The sequence below is a fragment of the Nocardia sp. NPDC102475 genome, assembly GCF_055584605.1.
Genome location: NZ_JBVJLS010000076.1, coordinates 1 through 1,311 on the forward strand (window position 1 = coordinate 1; position 1,311 = coordinate 1,311).

The 1,311-nt window shown below is 68.1% G+C and carries 2 protein-coding genes; both read right to left on the reverse strand.

All coding sequences use genetic code 11. The features are described 5' to 3' along the window. Positions 1-167 precede the first annotated feature (167 nt). Complete coding sequence (locus ACZ60G_RS44120) at positions 168-839, reverse strand: potassium channel family protein (RefSeq protein ID WP_387284817.1); 672 nt, start codon at positions 837-839, stop codon at positions 168-170. 1 nt (position 840) lies between these two features. Beyond that, a partial coding sequence (locus tag ACZ60G_RS44125) for a TrkA C-terminal domain-containing protein (protein ID WP_465818404.1) occupies positions 841-1,311 on the reverse strand: 471 nt, incomplete at its 5' end.

Below are 1,311 nucleotides of genomic sequence, written 5' to 3' on the forward strand. Positions count from 1 at the left end.
GCGGATCATGCTCGGCTGGACCGCAGCGCAGACCGCCGAGGCCATCGGCACCAGTCCCGGCGTGGTTCGGGTCATGCAGCATCGCGCGCTGAACAAACTGCGCGCGCAGCTCGCGGCCGCATCCTGAGGTCGGACAGGCGCTGATCCCTATCAGCCTTGTCGGGGAGTCAGGGTTTGATACCGTGCGTGGCCAGCGCCACTCGCAGGTCTTCCTCGGCCTCCACGGAGGTCACGAACAACAGCTCGTCATCGCCCTCGAAGGGGTCGTCGGGCTGCGGCACGATCACGCGGCCACCGCGCAGAATCGTCACCAGGGCAGCGTCGCGCGGCAGGGTGAGCGTCCGGACCGGCTTGCCCGCCAAGGCGGTATCGCTGGGCAGGGTGATCTCGACCAGATTGGCCTGACCCTGCCGCAGCGTCATCAACCGGACCAGATCGCCGACCGAGACCGCCTCTTCCACCAGCGAGGCCAGCAGCCGCGGCGTCGACACCGCGACATCGACGCCCCAGGACGCGTCGAAAAGCCATTCATTGCGTGGGTCGTTGACCCGCGCCACCACCCGGCGAACGCCGAATTCGGTCTTGGCGAGCAGGCTGTGCACCAGATTCGTCTTATCGTCACCGGTGGCGGCGATGACGACCTCGTAGGTCTGCATACCCGCGTCCTCCAGCAGCGCGAGTTCGCACGCGTCGGCATGGACCCAGATGGCATCCGGGATGGCGGCGGGGTCGATGTGGTCGAGCTGGCGCTCGAGCAACATCACCCGATGGCCGCCGCGCAATAGCTCCCTGGCTATCGATCGGCCGACGGCGCCGGCTCCGGCGATCGCCACTTTCATTTCAGTCCTCGCTTGCTGGGGGCTTACCGGCCAAGGCGACGGCCTCGCCGACGGAGCCGGAGGTGGCTGCGACATAGACGACGTCGTCGGCTTGGACCACGGTCTTGCTCTCGGGGAGCAGGCCCTGACCGAACCGGATGATGAAGGCGACCCTGGCGCCCACAGCGCGCTCCAGATCGCGCACGGTGCGCCCGTACCACTCCTCGTGCAGCGTCAACTGGGCTACCGCAACGGTGCCCGTCGGATCCCGCCAGGTGGTGGTGCCGCCTTCCCCGATCAGCGTGGTGAGGAAGCGGTCGGTGGTCCACGGCACGGTGGCGATGGTCGGAATGCCGAGGCGCTCGTAGACGGCGGCGCGTTTGGCGTCGTAGATGCGCGCGACCACGCGCTGCACACCGAACATTTCCCGGGCCACCCGCGCGGAGATGATGTTGGAGTTGTCGCCGGAGGAGACCGCGGCGAAGGCGTCGGC

What these genes read in the sequence shown, in the direction of transcription:
- ACZ60G_RS44120 (WP_387284817.1), bottom strand. Translation starts at nt 839, where the DNA reads ATGAAAGTGGCGATCGCCGGAGCCGGCGCCGTCGGCCGATCGATAGCC.